Below are 19,262 nucleotides of genomic sequence, written 5' to 3'. Positions count from 1 at the left end.
AACCAAGTCAACACGCACCCGAACAACGTGAAGACGCCACCCCGACACCGGCCGGGATGGCGTCATCTCACGCGTGATGGCAATCAGGCTGCATCAACGAACGCGGCCATCCTTCCAGGCTTGCAGCAGCTTGTCGTAGGGGATGGTCTCGCCCTTCGGCTTTTCGTTGGCCAGCTTGGCCCACGGTGCGCCCTTGTCGGACAGCCAGGTGGCCGGATCCTTCTTCGGGTTCAGCTTGGGCGCGCACTGCTTCATGCCGGCGCGCTGCAGGCGGGCCATGATACCGTCCATTTCATCGGCCAGATTGTCCATGGCGCCTTGCGGGGTCTTCTCGCCGGAGATGGCCGAGGAGATGTTCTTCCACCAGATCTGCGCCATCTTCGGATAGTCAGGCACGTTGGTGCCGGTCGGGGTCCACGCCACCCGGGCCGGGCTGCGGTAGAACTCGATCAGGCCACCGTACTTGGCAGCGTTCTTGGTGAAGTAGTCGGAGCGGATGTCGGAGTCACGGATGAAGGTCACGCCGACGATGGACTTCTTCAGCGAGACGGTCTTGGAGGTCGTGAACTGCGCATACAGCCAGGCTGCGGCCATCTGGTCCGGCGGGGTGCTCTTGAGGAAGGTCCACGAGCCGACGTCCTGGTAGCCGTTCTGCATGCCGTCCTTCCAGTACGGACCGTGCGGGCCGGGGGCCATGCGCCACTTGGGCGAACCGTCGGCGTTGACCACCGGCAGGCCCTGCTTGGTCATGCTGGCGGTGAAGGCGCTGTACCAGAAGATCTGCTGCGCGATGTGGCCTTGGGCGGGCACCGGGCCGGCTTCGGAGAAGGTCATGCCCAGCGCTTCGGGCGGAGCGTACTTCTTCATCCAGTCCAGGTACTTGGTCAGGGCATAGACCGCAGCCGGCGAGTTGGTGGCACCGCCGCGCGAGGTCGAGGCACCGACCGGGGTGCACTTGTCATCGGCTACGCGGATACCCCATTCATCGACCGGCAAGCCGTTGGGCAGGCCCTTGTCGGCGGCACCGGCCATGGACAGCCAGGCATCGGTGAAGCGCCAGCCCAGCGACGGATCCTTCTTGCCGTAGTCCATGTGGCCGAAGACCTTCTTGCCGTCCAGTTCCTTGACGTCGTTGGTGAAGAAGGCAGCGATGTCTTCGTAGGCCGACCAGTTCTGCGGCACGCCCAGTTCATAGCCGTACTTGGCCTTGAACTTGTCCTGCAGGTCCTTGCGCGCGAACCAGTCGGCGCGGAACCAGTAGAGGTTGGCGAACTGCTGGTCGGGCAACTGGTAGAGCTTGCCGTCCGGCGCGGTGGTGAAGCTGGTACCGATGAAGTCCTTCAGGTCCAGGCCGGGGTTGGTGTATTCCTTGCCGGGGCCGGCCATGTAGTCGCTCAGCACCACGGTCTGGCCGTTGCGGTAGTGGGTACCGATCAGGTCGGAGTCGTTGACCCAGCCGTCATAGATGGACTTGCCCGATTGCAGCGAGGTCTGCATCTTCTCGACCACGTCGCCTTCCTGGATCACGTCGTGGATGACCTTGATGCCGGTGATTTCCTCGAAGGCCTTGGCCAGGGTCTTGGATTCATAGGCGTGCGTATCCAGGGTCTCGGAGACCACGTGGATTTCCTTGACGCCCTTGGCCTTGAGCTTGGCGGCGGCGTCGATGAACCATTGCATCTCGGTGACCTGCTGTGGACGCGACAGCGTGCTGGGCTGGAATTCAGCATCCACCCACTTCTCGGCGGCCTTGATGTCGGCCCAGGCATTGCCCGCGATACCGGCCATGGCCATGGCGGCGGCCAGCACGGTCAGTTTGATTTTCCGCATGTTCTGCATCATGTCTCCTCGTCACCTTCCCCTGAGTTGGCGTGCCGGGTAGGGAAGGAGAATCCCCGGACGTCCATTGTGATTACAGATCTGTTGCCTGCTGCCTGAAAATTCGTCTTAGCCCTTGCGCATGATCAGCACCAGCGCCACGAAGCCCAGCGCCGCTGCATACCACTGTTCCATATCGGTCAGTCCGACCCAGGCCAGGTTGATGTAAGCGGCCGTGAGCAGCCCGATGAACAGGCGGTCGCCACGGGTGGTGCGCATGGGCAGGAAGCCCTTGCGCTCGATGGTCGGCGAGCGGATCTCCCACACCGTCATGCCGATCAGCATCAGCACCACGCAGACGAAAAAGATCGCAACCGGTGGCGTCCACGACATCCACGACAAAGCATTTCCCATGATCACACTCTCCCCATTGCGAAGCCCTTGGCGATGTGGTTGCGCACGAACCAGATCACCAGGGCTCCCGGAACAATCGTCAGCACGCCGGCCGCAGCCAGGATGCCCCAATCCATGCCTGCGGCCGACGCGGTACGCGTCATGATGGCGCTGATGGGCTTGGCGTTGACCGAGGTAAGGGTGCGGGCCAGCAGCAATTCCACCCAGCTGAACATGAAGCAGAAGAAGGCCGTCACGCCCACGCCTGACTTGATCAGCGGCAGGAAGATGCGCAGGAAGAAACGCGGGAAGGAGAAGCCATCGATATAGGCCGTCTCATCGATCTCGCGCGGCACGCCCGACATGAAGCCTTCCAGGATCCACACCGCCAGCGGCACGTTGAAGAGCATGTGCGCCAGCGCCACCGCGATGTGCGTGTCCGACAGGCCGATGGTCGAATAGAGCTGGAAGAACGGCAGCAGGAACACCGCCGGTGGCGTCATGCGGTTGGTCAGCAGCCAGAAGAACATGTGCTTGTCGCCCAGGAAGCGATAGCGCGAGAAGGCATACGCGGCGGGCAAGGCCACCAGCAGCGACATGACCGTGTTCATGGCCACGTAGATGATGGAGTTGATGTAGCCCGAATACCAGGACGGATCGGTGAAGATCGTCTTGTAGTTGTTCAGCGTAGGCGCATTGGGCCAGAGCGTGAAGACCGACAGCGTCTCCTCGTTGGTCTTCAACGACGTGTTCAGCAGCCAGTACAGCGGCACCAGCGTGAAGGCAATGTAGACCAGCATCACCAGGGTGCGGGTGAAGGTCTTGTCCTGGGTCTTATTCATGTTGGCCACCCGAAGCATTGGCGTTGTTGCCGGCGCTCTGCATCCAGTTGTAGAGCACGAAGGACAACAGCAGGATGATGAGGAAGTAGATCAGCGAGAAGGCGGCAGCCGGACCAAGGTCGAACTGGCCCACGGCTTTCTGCGTGAGGTACTGGCTCAGGAAGGTGGTCGAGTTGCCGGGGCCGCCACCGGTGAGCACGAAGGGCTCGGTGTAGATCATGAAGCTGTCCATGAAGCGCAGCAGCACCGCAATCACCAGCACGCCGCGCATCTTGGGCAGCTGGATGAAACGGAATACCGCCCAGCGGCTGGCACCGTCGATCTGCGCCGCCTGGTAATACGCGTCCGGAATCGAACGCAGACCGGCGAAGGCCAGCAGCGCCACCAGCGGCGTCCAGTGCCACACATCCATGAGCAGCACGGTCAGCCAGGCGTCCAGCGGATTGGAGGCGTAGTTGTAATCGATGCCCAGCAGGTTCAGCAGGTGGCCACCCAGCCCGATGTCGCCACGGCCGAAGATCTGCCAGATGGTGCCGACCACGTTCCATGGAATGAGCAGCGGCATGGCCAGGATCACCAGCGTGGCCGAGGATTTCCAGCCCTTGTGCGGCATGGCCAGCGCCAGGCCGATGCCCAGCGGCAGCTGCACCAGCAGCACGCAGAAGGAGAAGATCAGCTGGCGCAGCAGGGCTGCATGCAGCTCGCTGTCGCGCATGACATCGCGGAACCAGTCCAGGCCCACGAAGACTTTCTGTTCGGGGCTGATGATGTCCTGCACCGAATAGTTGACCACCGTCATCAGCGGAATGATGGCCGAGAAGGCCACCGTCAGGAAGACCGGGAGGATGAAGAACCAGGCCTTGTTGTTGTAGGGCTTGTTCATGGCTTAGCGTCCAATTCTCTCGTCGTTGCTGAAGTAGATCGTCTCCGGCTTGGCCAGTCGCAGCCACTGTGCGCCGGTGGCGATCTTCAGTTCGGGCGCCACGCGCGCCTTCACGCTCATGCCCTCGAACTGCGCGGTCACCAGCTGGCTGGTGCCCAGATGCTGGACCTGAGTGACCTCGGCACTGACGGCACCGGCCGTACCGGGCGCGGCCAGCTCGACGAATTCGGGACGGATGCCCAGCTTCAGGTCACCGCTGCTGTTCTTCAGGGCCTGCAATTGCGCGGCCTCGACCTGCAGGCGCTGCTGGCCCAGAAGGACCGCATCGCCCTCCACGCGCACCGGGCAGAAGTTCATGCCGGGGCTGCCGATGAAGTAACCGACGAAGGTGTGATCGGGGCGCAGGAACAGCGCCTCCGGCTTGCCCTGCTGCACCACCTTGCCCTCGGTCATGACCACCACTTCATCGGCGAAGGTCAGCGCCTCGACCTGGTCGTGGGTGACGTAGATGAGGGTCAGCTTCAACTGGTGATGGATTTCCTTGAGTTTCTGGCGCAGTTCCCACTTCATGTGCGGATCGATCACCGTCAGCGGTTCATCGAAGAGGATGGCCGCCACGTCCTTGCGCACCAGGCCACGGCCCAGCGAAATCTTTTGCTTGGCATCGGCCGAGAGACCGGCGGCGCGCTGCTTGAGGTCGCGGGTCAGGTCGAGCATCTCGGCGATCTCGCGCACGCGGGCCTGCACTTCGCGCTCGGCGATCTTGCGGTTGCGCAGCGGGAAGGCCAGGTTGTCGAACACGCTCATGGTGTCGTACAGGACCGGGAACTGGAACACCTGCGCGATGTTGCGATCGCGAGTGGCCATGCGGGTCATGTCGCGGCCATCGAAGAGCACCTGCCCTTCGGAAGGCTGCAGCAGGCCAGAAATGATGTTCAACAGCGTGGACTTGCCGCAGCCCGAGGGGCCCAGCAGCGCATAGGCGCCGCCGTCTTCCCACACCATGTTCATGGGTTGCAGGGCATAGTCCTTGAGGCTGGCCGGGTTGCCACTGTAGGCGTGGCCCAGGTTCTTGAATTCGATGCGGGCCATGTCAGCGGGTCTCCAGCGGGGCGCTCAGCAGGCGTCCCTGTGTATCGAACAGGAAGGCCTTGGCGGCGGCGATGCTCACTTGCACCGTGCTGCCGATGGCCACTTCATGCACGCCCGACAGCTGCGCCACCAGGGGCACGTCGCCATGGCGCAGGTGCAGGTAGGTTTCGGAACCGGAGAGTTCGGCCAGGGTCACGCTGCAGCCCAGGCTCACACCCGGCGCAGTCAGCGCTTCCAGGCGCACGTCATTGCAGCGGATGCCCAGCTTGCAGGGCTGGCCTTCCGACAGGGACAGCGAGCGCCCGGCGATTTCCAGCACGCTGCCATCGTTCATGCGGATGGCGGCCACGCCCTGGCCGGTGGAGATGGCCGTGGCGTCCAGCAGGTTCATCGGCGGATCATTGAAGATCGCGGCCACGCGGGTGGAGGCCGGGCTGTTGAACAGTTCCAGCGTCGGCGCGAATTGCAGCAGGCGGCCCTCGTGCATCACGGCGGTGTGGCCGCCCAGCAGCAGCGCTTCCTGCGGCTCGGTGGTGGCGTAGACCACGGTGGTGTCGCCGGCGGCGAAGAGCGAAATCAGTTCGCTGCGCAATTCTTCGCGCAGCTTGTAGTCGAGGTTGACCAGCGGTTCATCGAGCAGCACCAGCGGGGCGCGCTTGATGAGTGCACGCGCCAGCGCGCAGCGTTGCTGCTGGCCACCGGAGAGTTCCAGCGGCAGGCGTTGCAGCAGGTGGGTGATGTGCAGCTTGTCGGCGATTTCCTTGACGCGCTTGCTGATCTCCTGCTCGGGCTGCTTCTGCAGGCGCAGCGGCGCGGCGATGTTCTCGAACACCGTCAGGCCGGGATAGTTGATGAATTGCTGGTACACCATCGCCAGGTTGCGCTCGCGCACCCCCACGCCGGTGACGTCCTGGCCATCGACCAGCACGCGCCCTGCGGTGGGCTTGTCGAGCCCGGCGATGATGCGCATCAGGGACGTCTTGCCGGCCTGAGTCGGGCCCAGCAGGACGTTGATGCCGCCTTTGGCGAGATGGAGGTCAAGCGGGTACAGGTGCGTTTCGGCACCGACCGTCTTGGCCACTTGTTTCAGTTCCAGGGTCACGCTGTCTCCTCGCTACTTTTTTGATTGATCTGGTATGCGGTGACCTGGCTCAGTGGGGCGTGGCGTCCGGCAAATTCGCCAGCCACGCCTCCAGCCGTCCTCTGTGCTGCGGCCCGCAGTGCAGGCCGAGCTTGCTTCGCCGCCACAGGATGTCATCCGCACCGCGCGCCCACTCGTGTTGCACCAGGTAGCGCGCCTCGGCCTCGTAGAGGCCCGGTGTCAGTTCTTCGCCCAGCGCCGCCAGGCTGTCGGCCTGGCCGATGATCTGGTCCACGCGGGAACCATAGCTGCGCGCATAGCGATGGGCCAGCCCGGCCGGCAGCCATGGATAACGTGCCTGCAGCTTGCGCAGGTAGGCATCGAAGTCGTAGCGCGCCACCATCTTGCCGGGCTGTTCCAGGTCGCCGCCGGGCAGCGGCGCTCCTGCCGTCCACGGCTGGCTCGATGCACCGAGGTGCGGGGCCAGCATGAACAGCGCTTCTTCGGCCAGCTTGCGATAGGTGGTGATCTTCCCGCCCCAGACGTTCAACATGGGCGCGCCCGCATCATCGCATTCGAGCAGGTAGTCGCGCGTGATGGCCGAGGCATTCTCGGCGCTGTCGTCCAGCAGAGGACGCACGCCGGAGTAGGTCCAGACCACGTCTTCCTTGCCGATCTGGCGCTTGAAGTAGCGGTTGGCCATCTCGCAGAGATAATCGATTTCTTCCGCATCGATCTCGACCTTGCCGGCATCGCCGTGGTATTCGAGGTCGGTGGTGCCGATGAGGGTGAATTCTTCCTGATAGGGGATGGCGAAGATGATGCGCTTGTCCGGGTTCTGGAAGATGTAGGCGTAGGGGTGATCGAACAGGCGCTTGACCACGATGTGGCTGCCCTTGATCAGTCGCAGGCTGCGGCCGGTCTTGGCCTGCGGCACCGACTGCGCAAAGCGCGCGGCCCAGGGACCGGCGGCGTTGACGATGGCGCGGGCACGCACTTCTTCCTGCTGTACGCCGCTGGCGTGCTGGTGTTCCAGCACGGCATGCCAGGTATCGCCTTCGCGGCGGGCGCTGATGCATTTGGTGCGGGTGAGGATGCGGGCACCGCGTTCCTGGGCGTCCATGGCGTTCAAGACCACCAGGCGCGCATCGTCGACCCAGCCATCGGAATAGACGAAGCCCTTGCGATAGTCGCCCTTCAACGGCTGCCCGCCCGGATGGCGGGCAAGGTTCGCGCCTTCGGAGGCGGGCAGGATCTCGCGCTTGGCGAGGTAGTCGTACATGAACAGGCCGGCGCGGATCATCCAGGCCGGACGCTGGTTGGCGTCGTGCGGCATGACGAAGCGCAGCGGCCAGATGATGTGCGGTGCCGAGCGCAGCAGGACTTCGCGTTCCTGCAGGGCCTTGCGCACCAGCTTGAATTCGTAATATTCGAGGTAGCGCAAGCCGCCGTGGATGAGCTTGGTGCTGGCCGAGGAGGTATGTTGGGCCAGGTCATGCTGCTCGCACAGCAGCACGCGCAGGCCGCGCCCGGCCGCATCGCGCGCGATGCCCGCGCCGTTGATGCCGCCGCCTACCACCAAGAGATCATATTCGAGCGTCATTCGCCGCTTCTCCGTATTGGATCCGTATGGGTTCCGGGTTGTAACTGTATTGGTGCCGTAGCAAAACTGTACTGGCCGCGCCAATGACACCGTACTGCTGTCGGGGCTGCCACTGTATTGCTGTCGTGTTTCCGCTGTATTACTGCCGTGTTGGTGCCGTATTGGTGCCGTGTTGCTTGTGTGCGGTAACCGTATTGCCGTCTCAGCGGTTCCGCTGTGTTTGCGTGCAACAGCTGCCGGGGCAACCCCGCACTTCCCCGGGAGTTGCCAATGCACCGTAAGATAAGCGACATCCCGAAAGTAAATCAACAATTATTTGTTGTTTTATGTTCGTTTATGTTTTTTAATGTTCATATCCAATCTAAATTGTTTCCAAAAAATCAACGGATTTCGATCACCTCCATGCTCAATCCCAGGCAACAGACGCTGCTGGAATGCGTTCGCAAGCACGGCACCATTTCAGTGGAAGAGCTGGCCCAGCAGCTGAACGTGACCACCCAGACCGTGCGCCGCGACGTCAAGGCGATGGTCGATGCCAGTTTGCTGGCGCGTTATCACGGCGGGGTCGGACTGCTGTCCTCGACCGAGAACATTGCCTATCCCGAGCGCCAGGTCATGCATGCCGACGCCAAGCGCCGCATCGGCCGCACGGTGGCGGCGCGGGTGCCGGATGGCTGTTCGCTGATCCTGAACCTGGGCACGACTACGGAAGAGGTGGCGCGCGCCCTGCAGCAGCACAAGAACCTGCACGTGGTGACCAACAACCTGAACGTGGCCAATTCGCTGGCCAGCAATCCGGCGCTGGAGGTCATCATTGCCGGCGGCGTGGTGCGCGCGCGCGATCGCGGCATCGTGGGCGAGGCCACCATCGATTTCATCCGGCAGTTCAAGGTGGACATCGGCATCATCGGCATTTCCAGCATCGAGATGGATGGCGTCTTGCGTGACTTCGATGCCCGTGAAGTCAAGGTCGCCCAGACCATCATCGAACAGTCGCGCCAGGTCTGGCTGGTGGCCGATGCCAGCAAGTTCGGACGGCAGGCGCTGGTGAAGATGGCGCACCTGTCGCAGATCGACGTGCTCTTCACCGATGCCCCGCCCCCGCCGGAACTGGCCACCTTGCTGGCGGAAACCGATGTGGAAGTGGTGATCGCAAAGTAAGCGCGTCAGGCACGCATGCGGCAAAGGCATGCGCAACTGCCCTCAGCTTGTTTTTCAACGATGGGCGACATGGATCAATCCATGCGCAATCATCGATTGTCGTCGTGCGGCACGCGGAGGATATTGACGCTTGCAGGCAGGAACAACAGTTGGCCATTGCAGCACAAGGCCGCGTCCTGCCCTGGCATCCCGTTGATCCCCCCGAGGAGTGCATATGACGCAAATGATGAAAGCGGCCGTCGTCCGCGAATTCGGCAAGCCCCTGTCGATTGAACAAGTGCCCGTCCCCACGCCTGGTCCGGGCCAGATCCTGGTCAAGTTCGAAGCCAGCGGCGTCTGCCATACCGACCTGCACGCCGCCCATGGCGACTGGCCCGTCAAACCCACACCCCCGTTCATTCCCGGCCACGAAGGCACGGGCTACGTCGCTGCGCTGGGCGCGGGCGTGAAGCACGTCAAGGAAGGCGACCGCGTCGGCGTGCCCTGGCTGCATACGGCCTGTGGCTGCTGCTCACCCTGCCGCACCGGCTGGGAAACCCTGTGCGCCGAACAACAGAACACCGGCTATTCCGTCAACGGCAGCTTTGCCGAATATGGCCTGGCCGATCCCAACTTCGTCGGCCACCTGCCCGCTGGCCTGGACTTCGGCCCGGCCGCCCCCGTGCTGTGCGCAGGCGTGACCGTCTACAAGGGCTTGAAGGAAACCGAGGTACGCCCCGGTGAATGGGTGGTGATCTCCGGCATCGGCGGCCTGGGCCACATGGCCGTGCAATATGCCAAGGCCATGGGCATGCACGTAGTCGCCGCCGACATCCACGAAGACAAGCTGGCGCTGGCCAAAAAACTGGGCGCGGACCTGACCGTCGATGGCCGCGACCACAATGCGGTGGCCGAAGTCCAGCGCATCATCGGTGGCGCGCATGGTGCGCTGGTGACGGCGGTGTCACCCAAGGCGATGGAACAGGCGTTCGGTTTCCTGCGTGCACGCGGCACCATGGCGCTGGTGGGCCTGCCACCGGGCGACATCAGCCTGCCGGTGTTCAATACGGTGTTGAAGCGCATCACCGTGCGCGGCTCCATCGTCGGCACGCGCCAGGATCTGGAAGAGTCGCTGGTCTTTGCGGCCGAAGGCAAGGTGGCGGCGCACTTTACCTGGGACAAGCTGGACAACATCAATGCCATCTTTGCGCGTATGGAAGAGGGCAAGATTGATGGGCGGATTGTGCTGGATCTGAAATCAAGCTGAAGCGGCCTCGCCGTTGTACTTTGTTCCATTTTGTATCGAACTACAGGTAGTCAGAACAAGGACTGCTGCAATCCGACAACAAGCGTCTCAAGCGGTGGCCCTCACTTGCACGTGAGGGTCACCTGCCTTCTTGTCTGGGTGCCGAATTCAGGCCACCCTGCCTCTCTGATCCCCCTGAGCACCGCCCGACTGGCCCGATTTTCTCGGACGGGAAGAAGCCTCGTTGGTCACTGCTGCCCGTGGGGCGAAATGAATGGACGCGGACTTCGCACCTTGTGGTGCTTCTTCCGCCTGTATCATTCGAATTGGAAAAGAGCTTGATGAACCAAGTATTGCGTGCGGCGTGGCCACCCGAGTTTCCGGATGTCGTCATTCATAGCCCGGAATCCGTGGTCAAGAAACACCTTGCCTACGACGCCGCGAAGGCGGGAGACGTAGAGGCCGCCATTGAATTGATCAACGATACGATCTTGATCAACGATACGATCAGCGATGACGCGATTGAATCGCTGATCGACATCGGTAACGCATGGTCACCCGTGCTGATCAGTGTTCATGCGGAAGAACGGGTCGGGGTGAACGCCATCCCTGAAGTCATGGCGGATTACTTGGGACAGATCCTGGGTTGGAGTGTGGAAAGTGACGTAGTCCAGGCCAACGTCGTCAACCACACCGGAGCCAGTGGTTTCTCCCGTTTGGCAAGACAGGCATTCTTTTCGGGATCGGTGAGGCCTGAAGTCTATGTGATCGTGGATGATTTCATCGGGCAAGGCGGGACCATCGCCAATCTTCGCGGGCACATTCATCAGCAAGGCGGAATCGTCCTTTGTGCCACGACAGAGCCAGGATCGGCTCATTGAATTAAGGAGCAAACATGGTCAACTCGAAGAGTGGTGGAAAGAGCGTTTCGGTTTCGGCTTTGAGTGCCTTACGGCCTCCGAAACCCGTTACCTCATCAACACTGCAACAAGCGAAAAAATCCGCGCTGGCATCGAAGGCACAGCTGCGGGTCAGTAGGTCTCCGTCAGGAAAGTGTGTGGTCAAGATCAGTTCAAGCACGCCAACCGGTACAGCAAGAAACCTCTCCAGCGAAGAACTCAAGGCGCTGCGGGAAACCAAGCGCCAGGTGGCCAGGCATGTGCAACTGGAATTATCAAACGACAAGAAGGCCATGAAAAACTAGAGCCTCCTATCCGGGGTCTTTCTCTTGGCGTCCAAGATGCTATGCCCTCAAAGAATCACCGTGGGCATAGCTGTCATCCCTTCCTTCGGGAAACCAGGGACGCGGAAATTGGCGATTCCGCCTGTCTCCTACCAGTATCCCCACACCCACCGTCGCAAACACCAGCAATTCCACCACTGCCATCACGAAACCCACGCCCCATCACTTGCCCATAGAGACTTAGCCGCTGCCAAAGATGCACGATTGATGGGCGGATAGTGCTGGACTTGAAGCAAGCAAATCCCGGCGTACGCTGAACTTTGACGCAATAAAAAATGACGGCTTCTCCGGAAGCCGTCATTTTCGTTGAAGCCGCTGCCTGCTCAAACCGGGCTCGGCTCCTTGGGTTGCCACTGCTTGATACCAGCGAGCACATCACGCATCTTTTCACGCGCGACTTCGGTGTCATACGCGACTTGCGCGCGTAGCCAGTATCCGTCGGAGAGGCCGAAGAAGCGTGCGAGCCGCAAATCAGTATCGGCTGTTACGGCACGCTTGCCATTGACGATCTCGCTGATGCGCAATTGAGATACGCCGATTTCCTTGGCCAAACGGTATTGGGTGATGCCCATCGGCTTCAGGAATTCTTCATTGAGCAGTTCGCCCGGCGTTACCGGAGCAAGACGTCGAGCCATCGCAACCTCCTAGCTGTGATAATCAACGATCTCGATGTCGAATGCGGCACCGTCCTTCCAGACGAAACAAAGACGCCACTGATCGTTGATTCTGATGCTGTATTGCCCGCGCCGCCTACCTTTGAGCAATTCAAGGCGATTTTGCGGCGGGATTCTCAAATCCTCCAGCCGAACGGCAATTTCCAACTGCCGCAACTTGCGCAAAGCTACACGCTCAATGTTGACAAACCGCGCTATGCGCTTGCCTTCGTGCAACGCCTCAGTATCGGCGCATTTGAATGATTCGATCATGGGAATAGTAACGACATACGTTAGTAACGTCAAACGTTATTATCGGTATTATTTGAACTACTCCCTTTGCCGTTGGACCGGCCAGCCAGCATCCTACCAGTATCCCAACACCTTCCACCACACCATCCCCACCGTTGCAAACACCAGCAATTCCACCACCGCCATCACGAAACCCACGCCCCACCACTTGCCCATGGACACGTAACCGCTACCAAAGATGATCGGCGAAGTGCCAGTAGCGTAATGCGTCAGCGTCATCATCACGCCCGAGCCTGCAGTCATCATCAGCATGAAGGGGACCACGTACTGCGGCGGCAGCAATTGCGCGCCCACCGTGAGGAAGGCCAGCATCATCGCGCTGATGTGCGCGGTGGTGCTGGCGAAGAAGTAATGCGACAGGACGAACACCAGCAGCAGCACCGCAGCCACCGCGATCCAGCCCATGCCGCTGGCCACGATGGCGGCCTTCATGCCTGCCGAGAACCAGGCCACCACCCCGGTCTTGTTCAACTGCTCGGCCAGCATCACCAGGGCACCGAACCACACCAGCGTATCCCACGCGCTCTTTTCCGAGAGCACATCATCCCAGTCAATCGTGCCGGTGATGATGAGCACGAACAATCCAACGAACGCCACCACCGTGGGATCGAGCGTGAAGGCCGCCCCCAGCAGCATGGCCGGGACGTTGGCCCACAGCAGCAGCAACAGCGCAAAGGTCCCCAGCATCACCTTCTCGCTGGCCCCGAGCCGGCCCATCTTGTCCAGCTCGCTGCGGGCATAGTCCACCGCATTGGGCGTGGACTTCAATTCCGGCGGCGAGAGCAGGTAGATCACCATCGGCATGATCAGCAGACACACCAGGCCCGGCAGCAGCATGCACAGCGCCCAGGTGGTCCATGAGAGTTGCAGCGCATGGCCGGTGGCCTTGGCCACATAGTTGACCACCAGCGGATTGGGCGCGGTGGCGGTGAGGAACATGGCCGAGGTGATCGGATTGGCGTGATAGTTGACCAGCGCCAGATAGGTGCCGACCTTGTTCTGCGTGCCCTTGGCCGGATCGGAATCGAAGGCGTTGGCAATCGACTTCATGATGGGATGCACGATGCCGCCGCCACGCGCCGTATTGCTGGGCGTGAAAGGAGCCAGCACCAGTTCGCAGATGGCCAGCCCGTAGCCGATGCCCACCGTGCGCTTGCCCAGCAGCGCAATGAACATCAGCCCCACACGGCGACCCAGACCAGTCTTCTTCAAGCCGCGCGAAATCAGGATGGCCACCACGATGAGCCAGATCAGCGGATTGGAAAAACTCGCCAGCGCATCGGCAATCGCGCCCTTGGAGGAAGTCGAGGTGACCTGCGACAGCGAGACGATGACGATGGCCATCATCGCCATCACGCCGATGGGCATGACCTTCAGGATGATGGCCACGATGGTGGTGAGGAAGATCGCCACCAGCGCCCAGGCCTTGGGCTCCAGCCCCGCCGGGCAGGGCGTGAGCAGCAGCAGGATCAGGACCGCCGTGGCGATCAGGGCCGGACCCAGCTTGAACGGGACGGCATCGTTGAAATACTTGAAGGTGGCTTTGAGTTGATTGAACATCACATCATCCTGGAACGGAAACTGGAAGCATGAAAGCAAGATGGCCGCACAGCCTGTTGCCGTGCGGCCATCCTGGTGCCAAGTATAGTCAGCCGGGTGAGTGCGCTGTTGCGCTTAATGCCGATGTTTTGATCTAGGCCAGTATTAGGGCCTGTTCACATTTAATCTGCGAGTGCGAGAGGTCGCCAAGCGTTGACTGCCTAGGCGCAGCGACGCGCCGTGGTGGTGCCACGGCAAGGAGCTGCAACAACGGCAGGCGACGCTTGGCGGCCTCTCCCGGAGGGTTGCCCCCAGAAGGCGCGCTGGCCGCGTTGCACGTCAGGGCTGGTGGCACCACCACCAGCCCTGACGCGCGCCTTGCCAGCCCGCCTTCTGGGGGCAACGCATCTCGCAGATTAAATGTGAACAGGCCCTAGGAAAATCAGCCACAAGCATTCGTTTCGACGAGGGCAGAGAAAAACATCAACGATGTCATCGATATCGGCATGACAGCGGAAATGCTCCGCCTGAGGCGGCCCTCGGGCCTCGCCAGGTCGTGACGGTGGTCAGGACATCACCACAGCTTGCTGCGCCTGCCGCTGACGCGGCTTGAGCAACCTGGGACGCACGATGGTCACCGCAACGATCCAGGCAATCACCAGCGCCAGTACGTACAGGGCGATGAATCCCGCAAAGCCGAGGTGGGGGGAAAGCGCCTTGGCAATGCCAAGGAAGGCCGCATAGCCCCAGCTCACCGCACTCACCACGCCGATGGCCAGTGTCGTCAAGCCCAGCACGGCGCTGCGCCGGGTGGCATTGGCAAGCTGCGGCAACACGTAAAAATGGACGCCGACACCGTTGATGCTTAGTATCGTCACCACCAGCAACTTGGCCAGCAGCTTGCCTTTCTGGAGGATGAGATGCGGATCGAAGCCGGTATCGATGCCGATCACCGTCAGCCCGGTGGCCCACAATGCCAGCAGTGAAATCAGCACGATGCTTGCCAGTCGTTCAATCAGCCTGGCACGGGAAGGACTGCCCTGGCGGTTGAAGACAAGAAAGTCCACCATCACGATGGAGACCGCGGCGGCGATCATGGAGATGATGTGAAGATAGATCATCGAAATGCGGGTGACGTCCAGGAAGAGTTTCATGATTCCTCGATAGAAAAGTTCTTGGCACGTAAATACGATGAGAGCCTGAAGAGGTTCAAAAAATGAGATGAAAACAAATGAACCTTTTGCCGGGAAGTCGGCATCAACGGCACATACAGAAAAATTGCAACAATGTCCGGACCTTCAGTCAATTCCATCGAACAAGAAGAAATCGACCTGCTCGACCGTATCTCCCAGGGGGACAGGCGGGCGTTCGAGCGTCTCTATCGGCACTATTTTCCGAGACTGGCACAGTTTCTCCGCCGACTTGTCCGGGACGGCCAGCTCAGCGAGGAGATCATCAATGACACCATGTATGTCGTATGGACCAAGGCCCATACCTACAACGGACAATCCCGGGTCTCGACCTGGATTTTTGCCATTGCCTACCGGCAGGGGCTGAAAGCCTTGTCCAGGGTGGATACTCCGGTGGAAATGGATCAGGAGAGCATGGCTGCCGATGAATTCGTGGAGCCGGACAAGCAGTTGAGCGAGGCCCAGCTGCGGCGTCATATCGGCGGAGCCCTGGATCGCTTGTCCTTTGAACACAGAACCGTGATGGCCCTGACCTATTTCCATGGCATGAGCTACGACGAGATCGCCCACACCATGGGTTGTTCGATTAATACGGTGAAAACCAGAATGTTCTATGCGCGGCAGAAGCTGAAGGTCTTCCTGTCGGCATACGCATAGGGAGGCGTCATGACAGACATTGAAATTCTTTCCCACGACGAGACCGAAAAGCTGCTGCCGTGGTTCGTCAACGGAACGCTGAACGAAGACCAGCAGCGCGCGGTACGCGAGCACCTGCAATCCTGCCCGGAGTGCAGCGCGGCCTATTCCTGGGCCTGCCGCGAAAGAGCCGCAATCTACACGGAGCAGGAGGCCGTTCCCGACGTCGAGGCGAGCCTGGCGCGGATGATGGCCCGCATCGAACCGAGAGCGCCCGGGAAAACCTCCTCTTTCCTTGGCCGCATGACCTCCCTGTTGGTCGGCAAGCCCTGGATGCCGGTCGCCCTCGCCCTCCAGGCGGTGTTGGTGGTGGCGCTGGGCCTGGGCCTGTTCATGCAATCTAACGTCAAGCAATACGTGGCGCTGAGCGATGCAGATAGCGGAAAGATGAAGATCGCCATCGTGTTCAAACCCGATACGACGGTGCAGCGCATGCAAGAGATCCTGCGTGCCATCAACGCCAATATCGTCGCCGGGCCGACGGTGACCTTCGCTTACGTGGTCGAAATGCCTGCTGGCGAAGAGAGCAGCGCCCTGCGGCACTTCAAGCAGGCACCGGAAATCTCGCTGGTGCAAAGTCTGGGGCCGGGCAAATGAGTCTGGCGCGTCGATGGACCGCGCTGCTGCTGGTCTCGCTGGCCTTGCTGGCCGGCGCCCACGCCTTGGCCGAAGCCCCCACGCAGGGGCCGCCGGAAGCGCGCCAGATCCTGGTGATGCTGCATCTGCCGGCACCGCACTTCCGGCCGGATTCCAGCTATGGCGGCGGCTATCGCAACGAAGCGGCCGGTCATGCGCGGCTCACGATTGCCCGGGAGATCGCCAATCAGTACCAGCTGACGCTGGTTTCGCGTTGGCCCATGTCCACGCTGGGCGTGGATTGCTTCGTAATGAACGTTCCCGGCAGTGCCAGCATGGAAGAGACCGTCAAGCTGGTCTCCGCCGATAGCCGCGTCGAATGGGCGCAGGAGATCAATTCCTTCACCGCGCTGGGCGCGTCGGATCCGCTCTATCCGATCCAGCCGAGTGCCAGATTCTGGCATCTTGACCGGATTCACTCCGTTGCCACTGGCAAGGGCGTGCGCATCACCGTCATCGACAGCGGGGTCGAGGATGATCATCCCGATCTGGCCGGACAAGTCACCGAGAGAGAGAACTTCGTTACCGACCGGAGTTATGCAGCCGAGTCCCACGGTACCGCCGTGGCCGGCATCATCGTAGCGGTCCGGGACAACAACATCGGCATCGCCGGCATCGCCCCGGATGCCAAGATCATGGCGCTGCGCGCCTGCTGGCAGAATGGCGACAGGAGTTTGTGCAACAGCTTTACCATCGGGCAAGCGCTCAATTTCGCCATATTGAACGGAGCCAAGATCGTCAACATGAGCCTGGCCGGTCCCAGGGACCAGTTGATCAAACGCCTCATCGAAGTGGCCCAGCAGCGCGGCATGCTGATCGTGGCCGCCAGCTCCGGCGACGATCCCGCCGGCGGCTTTCCGGCCTCCGTGCCGGGCGTCATTGCGGTGGCCGACAAGATCCTGCCCTCGCGCCCGGCCTCCACGCTCTACGCTCCCGGCCAGGGCATCCCCACGACCACGCCGCACTTCGCCTGGAACCTGGTATCAGGCAGCTCCTTTTCCGCCGCCCATGTATCGGGACTGGCAGCCTTGCTCGTGCAACTGCGTCCCCGCGACAGTCCCGAACAGATCCGCAAATCGGTCATCACCAGAAACGCTTATATCGACGGCGCAGGAAGCGGTAATATCGAAGTCTGTGCGACATTCAGGAAACTGGTGGAAAGATGCGTCTGCGAATGCCAATAGATTCGGCTTCACTTCCGGGGAATCATGCCCCTGCGTAGGTATGCCGCCGTCGCGCTGATGATGATCAGCGCCGATGCGCTCGCGCAGATGAGCAAGAGCATCAGCGGCTCATCGGACTACTGGTATCGCGGAATATCCCTCTCGTCGGGGCTTCCGGTCGTTCAAGCTACTCTCAACCATGATTTCCGGGATGGCTGGTATGCAGGCGCATCCGGCTCCGGGGCCAGGAATTCGAATGAGGCGGGCGTCGGTCAGCTGGTCCTGTTCGGTGGCAATGCGATGCGGCTGGATGCCACCACCAGCCTGGACTTGGGTGCGCACATGACGCGCCTGCTTGATGCTCCCTCCCTGGTTTTCACCGAACTCTACGCCGGCATCGTCAAGGAAAGGCATTCCTTGCGGCTCTATTATTCGCCGCGCTATCTGGGTGAGAAGAAGCAGACCACCTACCTCGATTTCAACATGGCTCATCCTCTTTCTTCCTCCGTCTATCTTTCGCTGCACCTGGGGTGGCTGGAATCCATGGCGGTCGAGAGCAAACGCTTTTCCAACCGCTTCGATACGCGTCTGGGGATCGGCACCTATATCGGATTCTGGAATTGCCAGGTGACTTACAACATGGTGCGGGCGTCGGAGCCGCTCACTGTGAATGCGGCGAACCGGGTCATTCTGAATCTGAGTTATTCGTTCTGATGTTGATAGCGCCTGCCGTTCATCAGGCCAAATGGAACGGTCTCTGGTCGGCGAGCAGAAGCCGTCCAGACTGGACATTCAATGAAGTGCCTTGCATCCATCAGCAGCAAAGGCAACGTTGAACAGGCCCTGGAAACATCAGAAAGCGGCCCAAGCCCGCATGGGCTGGAACGTACAGATCCGCCGATTGCGAGCTGTTGCACTCCATGTCTCGCACCATTAACGAAACCTTAATGCTCTTTCACAACAGCGTTAAGCAGCCGCCTGCCACGCCCGGCCCTCGCCGAAATAGAAGGCCCGGATATCGGCACGCTCCCGCAGCGCCCGGGCGTCGCCGCTCAACACGCTGTGCCCGTGCTCCAGCACCGTGGCGCGATGCGCGTACTGCAGCGCCACCGCCGAATTCTGTTCGGCCACCAGCAGGGCCACGCCCTCCTCGCGGTTGAGCCGGCTCAGTTGCGCAAAGATGTCCGCCACCACCTTCGGTGCCAGCCCCATCGAGGGCTCATCCAGCACCAGCAGGCGCGGCCGCGAGATCAGCGCGCGGCCGATGGCCAGCATCTGCTGCTCGCCGCCCGAGCACAGCCCGGCCAGGCTGCGGCGACGCTGATGCAGCAGCGGAAAGAAGGCATAGATACGATCCAGCGCCTCCCGCAGCACGGCACGCCGCGTGAAGTGCGCGGGCCAGCCGGTCAGCAGATTCTCTTCCACGCTGAGGGACGAGAAACAATGCCGTCCTTCCAGCACCTGCGCCAGTCCCTGCCGCACCAAGTCGGCAGGACTGCTGCGCGCCACCTCCCGCCCCTCGAACAGGATGCGTCCGCCGCGCACCTGCCCGCGCTGCGCCGCCAGCAGATTGGAGACCGCCTTGAGCGTGGTCGACTTGCCCGCGCCATTGGCCCCCAGCAGAGCGTGGATCTCGCCCGCCTGTACGTTCAGGCTCACATCCTGCAAGGCCAGCAGCGCGCCCTGATAACGCACCTCGATGGACGCGATCTGCAACAGCGGCGCACTCATC

Annotated in this window: 20 protein-coding genes; 8 read left to right on the top strand and 12 right to left on the bottom strand. The window is 61.4% G+C overall.

Translation table 11 applies throughout. From position 1 onward, the window contains the following. Positions 1–93: 93 nt before the first annotated feature. The 7 genes from E2K99_RS04415 to glpD all read right to left on the bottom strand — a co-directional run bounded on the left by E2K99_RS04415 (position 94) and on the right by glpD (position 7,712). Entirely contained in the window at positions 94–1,842 is a 1,749-nt protein-coding gene (locus E2K99_RS04415; protein WP_121044570.1) for an ABC transporter substrate-binding protein, read from the bottom strand. Positions 1,843–1,947: 105 nt separating this feature from the next. Further along, positions 1,948–2,232 (bottom strand): DUF2160 domain-containing protein, encoded by a 285-nt coding sequence (locus tag E2K99_RS04410; protein ID WP_039790026.1) that lies wholly within the window; start codon positions 2,230–2,232, stop codon positions 1,948–1,950. Between the two features lie 2 nt (positions 2,233–2,234). After that, positions 2,235–3,053, bottom strand: a complete 819-nt coding sequence (locus E2K99_RS04405) for a carbohydrate ABC transporter permease (RefSeq protein WP_088754752.1) — start codon at positions 3,051–3,053, stop codon at positions 2,235–2,237. Continuing rightward, entirely contained in the window at positions 3,046–3,936 is an 891-nt protein-coding gene (locus tag E2K99_RS04400; RefSeq protein ID WP_134137278.1) for a carbohydrate ABC transporter permease, read from the bottom strand. The genes E2K99_RS04405 and E2K99_RS04400 overlap by 8 nt, the downstream gene beginning before the upstream one ends. A 3-nt stretch (positions 3,937–3,939) precedes the next feature. Next, the gene (locus tag E2K99_RS04395) at positions 3,940–5,028 is read right to left on the bottom strand and encodes an ABC transporter ATP-binding protein (RefSeq protein WP_134221466.1); all 1,089 of its coding nucleotides are present in this window, start codon (positions 5,026–5,028) and stop codon (positions 3,940–3,942) included. Position 5,029: 1 nt separating this feature from the next. Beyond that, positions 5,030–6,130 carry an ABC transporter ATP-binding protein gene (locus tag E2K99_RS04390; protein WP_134221465.1) on the bottom strand — a complete coding sequence of 367 codons (1,101 nt, stop codon included), beginning with the start codon at positions 6,128–6,130 and terminating at the stop codon, positions 5,030–5,032. A 49-nt stretch (positions 6,131–6,179) separates the two neighbouring features. Further along, positions 6,180–7,712, bottom strand: a complete 1,533-nt coding sequence (gene glpD, locus E2K99_RS04385) for a glycerol-3-phosphate dehydrogenase (RefSeq protein ID WP_134221464.1) — start codon at positions 7,710–7,712, stop codon at positions 6,180–6,182. A 402-nt stretch (positions 7,713–8,114) separates the two neighbouring features. On the opposite strand from glpD, the gene E2K99_RS04380 reads away from it, so the two are divergent. The 4 genes from E2K99_RS04380 (at position 8,115) to E2K99_RS25800 (ending at position 11,302) form a co-directional block, all read left to right on the top strand. Next, positions 8,115–8,873, top strand: coding sequence for a DeoR/GlpR family DNA-binding transcription regulator (locus tag E2K99_RS04380; protein ID WP_034331224.1), 759 nt, complete (start codon positions 8,115–8,117; stop codon positions 8,871–8,873). A gap of 214 nt (positions 8,874–9,087) precedes the next feature. After that, positions 9,088–10,119 (top strand): alcohol dehydrogenase AdhP, encoded by a 1,032-nt coding sequence (gene adhP, locus E2K99_RS04375; protein ID WP_134221463.1) that lies wholly within the window; start codon positions 9,088–9,090, stop codon positions 10,117–10,119. A 320-nt stretch (positions 10,120–10,439) separates the two neighbouring features. Further along, positions 10,440–10,979 (top strand): hypothetical protein, encoded by a 540-nt coding sequence (locus tag E2K99_RS04370; RefSeq protein ID WP_240733849.1) that lies wholly within the window; start codon positions 10,440–10,442, stop codon positions 10,977–10,979. Positions 10,980–10,993: 14 nt separating this feature from the next. Further along, positions 10,994–11,302, top strand: a complete 309-nt coding sequence (locus E2K99_RS25800; RefSeq protein ID WP_240733848.1) for a hypothetical protein — start codon at positions 10,994–10,996, stop codon at positions 11,300–11,302. A 362-nt stretch (positions 11,303–11,664) separates the two neighbouring features. On the opposite strand, the gene E2K99_RS04365 is transcribed toward E2K99_RS25800, so the two are convergent. The 4 genes from E2K99_RS04365 to E2K99_RS04350 form a co-directional block, all read right to left on the bottom strand. Continuing rightward, positions 11,665–11,913 (bottom strand): HigA family addiction module antitoxin, encoded by a 249-nt coding sequence (locus tag E2K99_RS04365; protein ID WP_406851273.1) that lies wholly within the window; start codon positions 11,911–11,913, stop codon positions 11,665–11,667. 72 nt (positions 11,914–11,985) lie between these two features. Continuing rightward, positions 11,986–12,267: a type II toxin-antitoxin system RelE/ParE family toxin gene (locus E2K99_RS04360; protein ID WP_175342719.1), complete on the bottom strand. Its 282-nt coding sequence runs from the start codon at positions 12,265–12,267 to the stop codon at positions 11,986–11,988. A 93-nt stretch (positions 12,268–12,360) separates the two neighbouring features. Beyond that, the gene (locus E2K99_RS04355) at positions 12,361–13,866 is read right to left on the bottom strand and encodes a DASS family sodium-coupled anion symporter (protein WP_134221460.1); all 1,506 of its coding nucleotides are present in this window, start codon (positions 13,864–13,866) and stop codon (positions 12,361–12,363) included. Positions 13,867–14,411: 545 nt separating this feature from the next. After that, positions 14,412–14,999, bottom strand: a complete 588-nt coding sequence (locus E2K99_RS04350; RefSeq protein ID WP_134221459.1) for a hypothetical protein — start codon at positions 14,997–14,999, stop codon at positions 14,412–14,414. Between the two features lie 132 nt (positions 15,000–15,131). Between E2K99_RS04350 and E2K99_RS04345 the strand changes: the two genes are divergently transcribed. The 4 genes from E2K99_RS04345 to E2K99_RS04330 are packed head-to-tail and all read left to right on the top strand — an operon-like array spanning position 15,132 to position 18,244. Further along, a complete protein-coding gene (locus E2K99_RS04345) occupies positions 15,132–15,692 on the top strand; it encodes an RNA polymerase sigma factor (RefSeq protein WP_134221458.1) in 561 nt (186 codons plus the stop codon). A gap of 9 nt (positions 15,693–15,701) precedes the next feature. Then, positions 15,702–16,328 (top strand): zf-HC2 domain-containing protein, encoded by a 627-nt coding sequence (locus E2K99_RS04340; RefSeq protein ID WP_134221457.1) that lies wholly within the window; start codon positions 15,702–15,704, stop codon positions 16,326–16,328. Next, the gene (locus E2K99_RS04335) at positions 16,325–17,551 is read left to right on the top strand and encodes a S8 family peptidase (protein ID WP_134221456.1); all 1,227 of its coding nucleotides are present in this window, start codon (positions 16,325–16,327) and stop codon (positions 17,549–17,551) included. The genes E2K99_RS04340 and E2K99_RS04335 overlap by 4 nt, the downstream gene beginning before the upstream one ends. Before the next feature lie 24 nt (positions 17,552–17,575). Further along, entirely contained in the window at positions 17,576–18,244 is a 669-nt protein-coding gene (locus E2K99_RS04330) for a TorF family putative porin (protein WP_134221455.1), read from the top strand. Positions 18,245–18,496: 252 nt separating this feature from the next. Here E2K99_RS04330 and E2K99_RS04325 read toward each other — a convergent pair whose 3' ends face one another. Next, entirely contained in the window at positions 18,497–19,261 is a 765-nt protein-coding gene (locus E2K99_RS04325) for an ABC transporter ATP-binding protein (RefSeq protein WP_134221454.1), read from the bottom strand. Between the last annotated feature and the right edge of the window lies 1 nt (position 19,262).

The sequence above is a fragment of the Herbaspirillum huttiense genome, assembly GCF_004367745.1.
In the GTDB taxonomy this organism is placed as follows: domain Bacteria; phylum Pseudomonadota; class Gammaproteobacteria; order Burkholderiales; family Burkholderiaceae_D; genus Herbaspirillum; species Herbaspirillum huttiense.
This window is presented reverse-complemented; position numbering and strand designations above follow the sequence as displayed.

Bases quoted from the DNA above. Each gene is read 5' to 3' on its own strand.
- adhP (WP_134221463.1), top strand. From the start codon at position 9,088: ATGACGCAAATGATGAAAGCGGCCGTCGTCCGCGAATTCGGCAAGCCC.
- E2K99_RS04370 (WP_240733849.1), top strand. From the start codon at position 10,440: ATGAACCAAGTATTGCGTGCGGCGTGGCCACCCGAGTTTCCGGATGTC.
- E2K99_RS04340 (WP_134221457.1), top strand. From the start codon at position 15,702: ATGACAGACATTGAAATTCTTTCCCACGACGAGACCGAAAAGCTGCTG.
- E2K99_RS04400 (WP_134137278.1), bottom strand. From the start codon at position 3,936: ATGAACAAGCCCTACAACAACAAGGCCTGGTTCTTCATCCTCCCGGTC.
- E2K99_RS04335 (WP_134221456.1), top strand. From the start codon at position 16,325: ATGAGTCTGGCGCGTCGATGGACCGCGCTGCTGCTGGTCTCGCTGGCC.
- E2K99_RS04355 (WP_134221460.1), bottom strand. From the start codon at position 13,866: ATGTTCAATCAACTCAAAGCCACCTTCAAGTATTTCAACGATGCCGTC.
- E2K99_RS04380 (WP_034331224.1), top strand. From the start codon at position 8,115: ATGCTCAATCCCAGGCAACAGACGCTGCTGGAATGCGTTCGCAAGCAC.
- E2K99_RS04395 (WP_134221466.1), bottom strand. From the start codon at position 5,028: ATGGCCCGCATCGAATTCAAGAACCTGGGCCACGCCTACAGTGGCAAC.
- E2K99_RS04345 (WP_134221458.1), top strand. From the start codon at position 15,132: ATGTCCGGACCTTCAGTCAATTCCATCGAACAAGAAGAAATCGACCTG.
- E2K99_RS04410 (WP_039790026.1), bottom strand. From the start codon at position 2,232: ATGGGAAATGCTTTGTCGTGGATGTCGTGGACGCCACCGGTTGCGATC.
- E2K99_RS04350 (WP_134221459.1), bottom strand. From the start codon at position 14,999: ATGAAACTCTTCCTGGACGTCACCCGCATTTCGATGATCTATCTTCAC.
- E2K99_RS04330 (WP_134221455.1), top strand. From the start codon at position 17,576: ATGCCCCTGCGTAGGTATGCCGCCGTCGCGCTGATGATGATCAGCGCC.
- E2K99_RS04415 (WP_121044570.1), bottom strand. From the start codon at position 1,842: ATGATGCAGAACATGCGGAAAATCAAACTGACCGTGCTGGCCGCCGCC.
- glpD (WP_134221464.1), bottom strand. From the start codon at position 7,712: ATGACGCTCGAATATGATCTCTTGGTGGTAGGCGGCGGCATCAACGGC.
- E2K99_RS04360 (WP_175342719.1), bottom strand. From the start codon at position 12,267: ATGATCGAATCATTCAAATGCGCCGATACTGAGGCGTTGCACGAAGGC.
- E2K99_RS25800 (WP_240733848.1), top strand. From the start codon at position 10,994: ATGGTCAACTCGAAGAGTGGTGGAAAGAGCGTTTCGGTTTCGGCTTTG.
- E2K99_RS04325 (WP_134221454.1), bottom strand. From the start codon at position 19,261: ATGAGTGCGCCGCTGTTGCAGATCGCGTCCATCGAGGTGCGTTATCAG.
- E2K99_RS04365 (WP_406851273.1), bottom strand. From the start codon at position 11,913: ATGGGCATCACCCAATACCGTTTGGCCAAGGAAATCGGCGTATCTCAA.
- E2K99_RS04405 (WP_088754752.1), bottom strand. From the start codon at position 3,053: ATGAATAAGACCCAGGACAAGACCTTCACCCGCACCCTGGTGATGCTG.